The 6,520-nt window shown below is 42.1% G+C and carries 7 protein-coding genes and 1 pseudogene; 3 read left to right on the top strand and 5 right to left on the bottom strand.

From position 1 onward, the window contains the following. Positions 1–86: 86 nt before the first annotated feature. On the top strand, positions 87–659 hold the full coding sequence (locus ACEW8S_RS00620) for a phosphatase PAP2 family protein (protein WP_373516257.1): 573 nt from the start codon (positions 87–89) through the stop codon (positions 657–659). On the opposite strand, the gene ACEW8S_RS00615 is transcribed toward ACEW8S_RS00620, so the two are convergent. From ACEW8S_RS00615 to ACEW8S_RS00595, 5 genes are all read right to left on the bottom strand, one after another. Further along, entirely contained in the window at positions 625–1,266 is a 642-nt protein-coding gene (locus ACEW8S_RS00615; protein WP_373516258.1) for an O-methyltransferase, read from the bottom strand. The two genes, ACEW8S_RS00620 and ACEW8S_RS00615, sit on opposite strands and share 35 nt — an antisense overlap. A 225-nt stretch (positions 1,267–1,491) precedes the next feature. Beyond that, the gene (locus ACEW8S_RS00610; RefSeq protein ID WP_373516256.1) at positions 1,492–1,794 is read right to left on the bottom strand and encodes a helix-turn-helix domain-containing protein; all 303 of its coding nucleotides are present in this window, start codon (positions 1,792–1,794) and stop codon (positions 1,492–1,494) included. A 60-nt stretch (positions 1,795–1,854) separates the two neighbouring features. Next, complete coding sequence (locus ACEW8S_RS00605; protein WP_373516255.1) at positions 1,855–2,586, bottom strand: haloacid dehalogenase type II; 732 nt, start codon at positions 2,584–2,586, stop codon at positions 1,855–1,857. Positions 2,587–2,828: 242 nt separating this feature from the next. Then, positions 2,829–3,434: a DsbA family oxidoreductase gene (locus tag ACEW8S_RS00600; RefSeq protein ID WP_373516254.1), complete on the bottom strand. Its 606-nt coding sequence runs from the start codon at positions 3,432–3,434 to the stop codon at positions 2,829–2,831. 411 nt (positions 3,435–3,845) lie between these two features. Beyond that, complete coding sequence (locus ACEW8S_RS00595; RefSeq protein ID WP_373516253.1) at positions 3,846–4,370, bottom strand: TetR/AcrR family transcriptional regulator; 525 nt, start codon at positions 4,368–4,370, stop codon at positions 3,846–3,848. Between the two features lie 794 nt (positions 4,371–5,164). Between ACEW8S_RS00595 and ACEW8S_RS00590 the strand changes: the two genes are divergently transcribed. Then, entirely contained in the window at positions 5,165–5,614 is a 450-nt protein-coding gene (locus ACEW8S_RS00590; protein WP_373516252.1) for a hypothetical protein, read from the top strand. A gap of 400 nt (positions 5,615–6,014) precedes the next feature. Next, positions 6,015–6,520 (top strand): annotated as a pseudogene (locus ACEW8S_RS00585) (amidohydrolase); the annotation flags it as partial.

The following is a 6,520-nucleotide window of genomic DNA, read 5'->3' as shown; positions in this document are numbered from 1 at the left end:
ATATCGGAACCGATATCAAAAAGCAGATCGACGAGGTCAAGAAAAATGTGGACGACGTTACCGGAACCATCAAAAGAAAGTAGGCTTTGCTCGAACGGATTTTGGAATGGGATAGGGAAACGTTTATCTATCTGAATAATCTTGGAATCGAACAATACGACCAGTTCTGGATCACGGTCACGAATTTTACTACTTGGATTCCGCTTTTTATAGCCTTCATACTCCTTATTTTTTGGAAATACCCCAAACGGGAAGCGGTTTTTGTACTCCTTACTATATGTATGACGATATGGTTCGTGGGTACGATAACCGATCTCACCAAACATGCGGTCGCTAGGCTTCGCCCGAACAACGTCGAAGAAATAAATACGCTTATCCGCATATTGAAGACCCCCTCGACCTATAGTTTTTTCTCGGGGCATTCGTCCAGTTCATTTTCCTTAACCACGGCCGTAGTGCTATTTTTGCGGCATCGGTTCAAGTGGTGCTGGTTCTTCTTTACCTGGCCGCTCTTGTTCGCGGCCAGTAGAATTTTTGTAGGGGTACATTTTCCGGTCGATATTATCGTAGGTTCGACGGTGGGCGTATTTTCCGCGCTGTTTTTTTACATGCTTTACGTACGGCTCATCGCACCCTCGTTAGGGTTAAGCCATCCCTGACCGGTAGTAGCACGGTTTCTACCCTCGGGTCTTCCTTCAGCATTTTGTTATAGGCCAGCAGTATTTGCGTCGCTTTATCCTTCGTTTCCAAGGGCTCGACGACCTTGCCCGACCAAAGCACATTATCGGATAGGATGATGCTTCCCGGTTTTGTTTTTTTTAGGATGAGCTCAAAATATTCCGGATACTCCCTTTTTTCCGCATCGATAAAGACCAGGTCGAAAACGGAATCCAAAATAGGAATTATGGTTTTGGCATCACCGGGATGCTGTATAATTTGGCTGCCGTAAGCGCTTTTGTCAAAATAGCTACGTTGCATCTCGAGCAGTTCCTCGTTGGTGTCTATGGTATGGAGCTTTCCGTCTTTTTGAAGGCCTTCCGCCAGACAAAGGGCAGAGTAGCCCGTGTAGGTACCGATTTCCAATATGTTCTTCGGACGGACGATTTTTGAGAGCATGCTCAGCACCCTGCCCTGATAATGACCGGTCAGCATCCGTGGTCGGATGACCTTTAGATGGGTTTCGCGGGTCAGCTCTTGAAGCAGCTGCGGCTCTTCTTCGGAATGTGATGCGATGTAGTTTTCTAGGTCAGGGGATAGAAAATGCATGGGTTTGCTTTTCGACAAAAATAGTGAACGTAACGAGACCTGACTATTCCAATCTTCGGTCTCGGCCATAGTGTCATAAGGTTCGCGCACCTATTTGCTAGGTACTATCCGCTAAATAATACTGGATAATGAACTTCTGATTGATGAAAGATTTTGCATGCAGCAAAAACCGTACCTTAAAGCGGCCGTTTTATGGGACTATTCTTCAAGAAAAAACGTCAATCATTAGGAAATTTCGAGTTTATATCCCACTCCATGAACGGTTACAATATTGATGGAATCGTCATTTTGAAACTTTTTTCTGATTTTTGAAATAAAAGTGTCCAGGCTACGGCCAACAAATACTCCGTTATCCTCCCAGACTTCTTTAATGAGCAAGTCGCGCTTTATGATCTGATTTGGTTTTTCACTGAATATTGTTATCAATTCGCACTCCTTTGCCGTAAGTTCCACAATGGTCGTATACCAAAAACAGAACATGTTCCACCCGATTTTTTTCAATTCATTAGCGCGGATGCTCGATTCCAAAAAACATTCCTTTTTTGTAACTATGGGGATCGATGGAATAGTTGAAGGCTAATTTTCAAATTAATTTTCTAGGACGGTTAATTTTTCAGAAATCTCGAGAAGATTAGGTTCATTGATTTCCGGCAAAGGTGCCAATGGGTATAGCTGTTGTCCCGGGCGGGCAATAAAAGCACCCCTCCAACCGGCCCATACGGCCCCGGCGATATCCCATCCGTGGGCGGCGATCATCATACACTCATTGGGCCGCACTCCCATTTTTCGGGCTGCCCAGTCGTATACATCGCTATGCGGTTTGTATTTTCCGATATCCTCTATGCTCAATCGCCCGTCGAAATAATCGGTCAGCCCTGCGTTTTTGAATTGCGCTTCAACACCCTTGTTCGAGGAGTTGGTCAACGAGACCATTTTGTAACCGGCATTGCGAAGATTTCCCAGAGCCTCCTTTACTTCGGGGTGTGCGGGTAGGGAGCGGAGAACACTTAACGCGTCCTTGGCCTTGTCCTCCGCTAATTGTATCCCGTTGTTGGCCGCGACCATTCGAAGTGTGGCGGCCCCTATGGTGCCAAAGTCGGCATATTGGCGGCCGGCCGTGGACACCAGGGAATACTGCAACATGGTCGTGAACCATAGTGGCAACAGATCTTCCCTGCCACCTAACGCCTTGGCGACGCTCTCTTTCATTTTTCCCAGGTCCAATAACGATTCGTTTACATCAAAGAACAAAACTTTGGGTCGTTTTGCGGATGCTTTATTTTTAGGACTGCCTTCAGAAGGTTTTATCGATGTTTCCATAAGAAGTTATTTTTTAGATTCCATGAACAGGTAAATATTCACAGAGGTTAATATCGGATATACTACGGTCGGGTAGGGAGGTTTACTTTCAAAAGGCAAGACCGACTCCGGCCGGGAACTGGCATGAACACGCCTAAGGTTCCGGTGGGTTTTTACTGATGTTTTCATCGTACTTTAAATTATTGTTGCCAGTTGGCAAATGTCATTGTTCCAACAATTCCTTTAATACTTGTTTGTAGACTTCAACAGGTTGTGCTCCCATAAGTGCACTTTTTTTTATTGAAAACCATGGTCGGCACCGAAGAAACCCCTAAACTTTGCCAATAGTTTTCTTTAGAGGTTACTGCATATCGCGAATCGTCATCGTCCAACCTCGCCAAGGCCTCCTCCGCATTTAAACCAATACTTTGTAATTTCCGAATTAGCGTCCGTCGGTCGGAAACATCCTTCCGCTCGCTGAAAAAGGCGGTAACCAACCTCATTTTCAGTTCGGTCTGTTTTCCTTTTGCTCTGGCATAATCCAGCAATATGTGTGCATCGCGGGTGTTGACGATCCTCATTCCATCGAAATAATCGAAATTGAACCCAAGCTCCGCACCGAACTCGGCCATACGTGCCTCCGAACGTTTTTGATCTTCCAAACCGGAGCCATATTTTTCCGTAATGTGTTCCTTTAGGTTTTGCCCTTCGGGAGGCATATGTGGATTCAGCTCAAAAGGATGCCATTCTATATCGATTTTATCCTGGACTCCCAGTTCGGAAATTGCCTTTTCCAGACGTTTGTATCCTATGGTACACCATGGGCAGACCAGATCGGAAACAATATCAAGTTTAATTCTATCTGCCATGTTTTTCTATATAACATAATGTCCCCGTAATATGCTCTAATCAGAGAGCATCGCTAATCTGTACCGGTGCTTCTGGTGTAGCTCCAAATATTCCGAAATTCACATCGGAAGAAACGATAGCGTCCCCCAACAATTCTGAGAGTAATTGACCATGTTGATTTGTATAATGGTCTTTGTCGAATTTTTAAATCCTAACTATTTGGACAATACGGTCAATCTGATCATGTTTATTTGTTCCAAATATCGGCAATTGGAAATTATTCGGAGAAATCGGCCATTACCACGTTATCCGAAAAACTTTGGTAAGCGCTTTCAATTTGTTTTGCCATGTTGTCCGGAAATAAGTGAAAGTCCCCAGCTTTAAGTGCATTTACGATACCTTCCGAGATTATGGATGCGGATGCCCCATTATCAAAACCTGCTGTTAACTCGGGTAGCTGCGGCCAGACCATGTTTTGCCAATAATAAGAAATTTGCTTGTTTTGCTATTGTTTCTTCATCCTTTGTTGTATCCCTTCTTAATTTTTCTATGAAAAGGCCCTTCAGGTTTTCCATAAATGATTCCATTTGTGCTTTTATAAGTTTGTCTTCATTTTCTGAAAACTCATTATATGTGTTGGTTACTAAACAGCCTTTTTGATTTCCCTTTAGAAAACAAATAGCGACCGAGTCATAGAAAAAATCTTTGATATCCTCGACCCCATTAGAGGCATTCCTGAATTTTTCGAACATAGAGTTAACCTTTGTTCCGTATGCTTTTAAACTTTGGATAAAGACTCCGTGTTTGTTCCCGAAACTAGAATAAATCGAAAATTTATTGATGCCCATTTCTTTCTCCAACATTTGCATTGAGGTATTTACATATCCATTATGCCAAAACAAATGCATTGCTCTATCAATAACTTCTTCTTCTGAATATTCTTTTTTCCTTGCCATTATCTTTTAACTGCCCAACAAAACTAAACAATCGTTTAGAAACAAAAAGTTGTTTACCTTTTTTTTAATTTTTCATAGTATTAGTGGCGTAGTAAGAGCTTTTACCAAAAGGAGCGTGAACGGATGGAAATTTCGGCAAATTTCCAAGAATGAAAAATACTATGATAATTTAACCCATTATATGGAAAGATATAGGCAAGCCGACAATTTGGATCGGTCGTTCAAAATCGTTTTGGTCATAACAGGGGTTATTTAAAGCAGGGAAGGTGGAACGATAAGGGGCCTTATGTCGAATAGATCTGCCGATCAACCGCTGGGACGTCGAACAACGACCTTTAAAGTTTAAATAAATGATAGTAAATCCGTAGATTGAAACGAAGAAACTGGCCAATGGCAGATGATAAAGTTACTATGGCACAGTTTTAAAGGTTTAGTGGGTTTGGAGAATTTGAAAGGCCGTAAAGCCAATTATATAACCTTGGTTCATTGTTCAAATGATGTTGCTTTATGAGCTTTGTCGAAAAGAACTGAAACGGTTTATTTTGCTTATAGCAGTCTCAATCTTGGCACTGTTCATATTGAATCTAGCCTTGGGAGTTTACGATGTTCCCTTTTCAGCTCGTATAGGGATTTAGGCAATGTTGATTCTTACCGCCGTTGGATTTTTACAGATTGAATAGAATAGCCCCCCTTTCGATTAAAATTATTGTATATCTTTACCCCTGTTTTCTGGCGCATCCAAAGACTTAAGCAAGTTGCTATGGTAGCAATTTTAATTATAAAAAATTATAAAAATGAAAAAATCCACATCGCTCCTCGTACTATTTGCATTTATAGTTGTCTTAGGGGGTTGTAAAAAAGATAATGCTACTGAAGGTTCGGAAATCCTGCAAAGTAAAGTGTATCAGCTTGAAGCCATGGGCGGCTCCAATGTTAGCGGTACCGCAACTTTCACCGAGGATATTGAGGGTAAAACAACGATATTGTTGGAATTAGAGGGATCTACTACGGACGAACATCCAGCTTTTATCAGGTACAATAGTGCATCCATAGGGGGTGATGTTGCCATCACGCTTAAAAAATGTACGTGTTCCGTAGGTGAAACTGTAGTGTCAAAATTAGATAACGGAGAACCTATCGATTATGATGGGTTACTTCGATTAGATGGACATATAAGCATTCATCAAAGTCCAAAAAATCTGGAAACAATTGTATCCACAGCGAATATTGGGGTTAATGAATAAATACCGGTTTACTTCGATCGTAATTCGTCGATTTCTTTCTCAAATGCCGTGTTTGCCGAAAGATCCGAAAAGATCATAAAACATCGCCTGATCAGTTCGTTCTACTACGGCTAGCAGCTCGATCAATTGGTAGCACAATTTTCAACCCGAGCATGTAGCAGTCTAAACTTCAAAAACTGTTTTTTGCCCGTTTCATGGTACCCGATAAAGTAAATACGGCGGAGACATCTAGTAATAGGTTAGGGGAATTTCCGCGCTTCACTTACTATTGCCCCGCAGTTGGAAGTTCAAATAAACGATGAGTTCACCACCTCATTTATACTCCTACACCATCAGTATAAACTGTTGAGCTTAACATATAGATAGCTATCTTAATACAAGAATTAATAATCAACCGAATATGAAAATACAATTTCTCCTCCTGCCCTTTGTCCTATTGTGGCTGATTTCCTGTGACCAAGAAGCTTCCAAAGTATCCTCCTTGACCGATTATCAGGGAGATGAAACCTATTCCGTCATTTTTGGTGGAACGGTTGTAGGGCATCTTAAAACCTCTACGGTTGGAGACACCATCCAAGTAGACTACGATTATAAAAATAATGGCCGTGGACCCACCATTAAAGAAATTATCGTATTAAATACGGATGGTTTTCCGGTGCAATGGGATATTACCGGGAACACGACTTTTGGGAACAGCGTTGATGAACATTATATATTGGATGGAACCGCCGCTTCATGGACCGATGCTACCGGTAGTGATAGCCTTACCGTTGATAGTGCTTTATGGTACATAAATCAATCCGGGAGTCCGTATTCGGAGATTCTTACGCCACGTAGCCTATTAAAATCTCCTGATAATTCTGGAGATGTACTACCCGCGGGTACGCTGAAGCTTACCGTGATGGA

This window comes from Pricia sp., assembly GCF_041745955.1.
Lineage (GTDB): Bacteria > Bacteroidota > Bacteroidia > Flavobacteriales > Flavobacteriaceae > Pricia.
Note: the sequence above shows the minus strand (reverse complement) of the source record. Positions and strands in the feature narration are given on the sequence as shown.

Bases quoted from the DNA above. Each gene is read 5' to 3' on its own strand.
- ACEW8S_RS00605 (WP_373516255.1), bottom strand. From the start codon at position 2,586: ATGGAAACATCGATAAAACCTTCTGAAGGCAGTCCTAAAAATAAAGCA.
- ACEW8S_RS00595 (WP_373516253.1), bottom strand. From the start codon at position 4,370: ATGGCAAGGAAAAAAGAATATTCAGAAGAAGAAGTTATTGATAGAGCA.
- ACEW8S_RS00590 (WP_373516252.1), top strand. From the start codon at position 5,165: ATGAAAAAATCCACATCGCTCCTCGTACTATTTGCATTTATAGTTGTC.
- ACEW8S_RS00615 (WP_373516258.1), bottom strand. From the start codon at position 1,266: ATGCATTTTCTATCCCCTGACCTAGAAAACTACATCGCATCACATTCC.
- ACEW8S_RS00600 (WP_373516254.1), bottom strand. From the start codon at position 3,434: ATGGCAGATAGAATTAAACTTGATATTGTTTCCGATCTGGTCTGCCCA.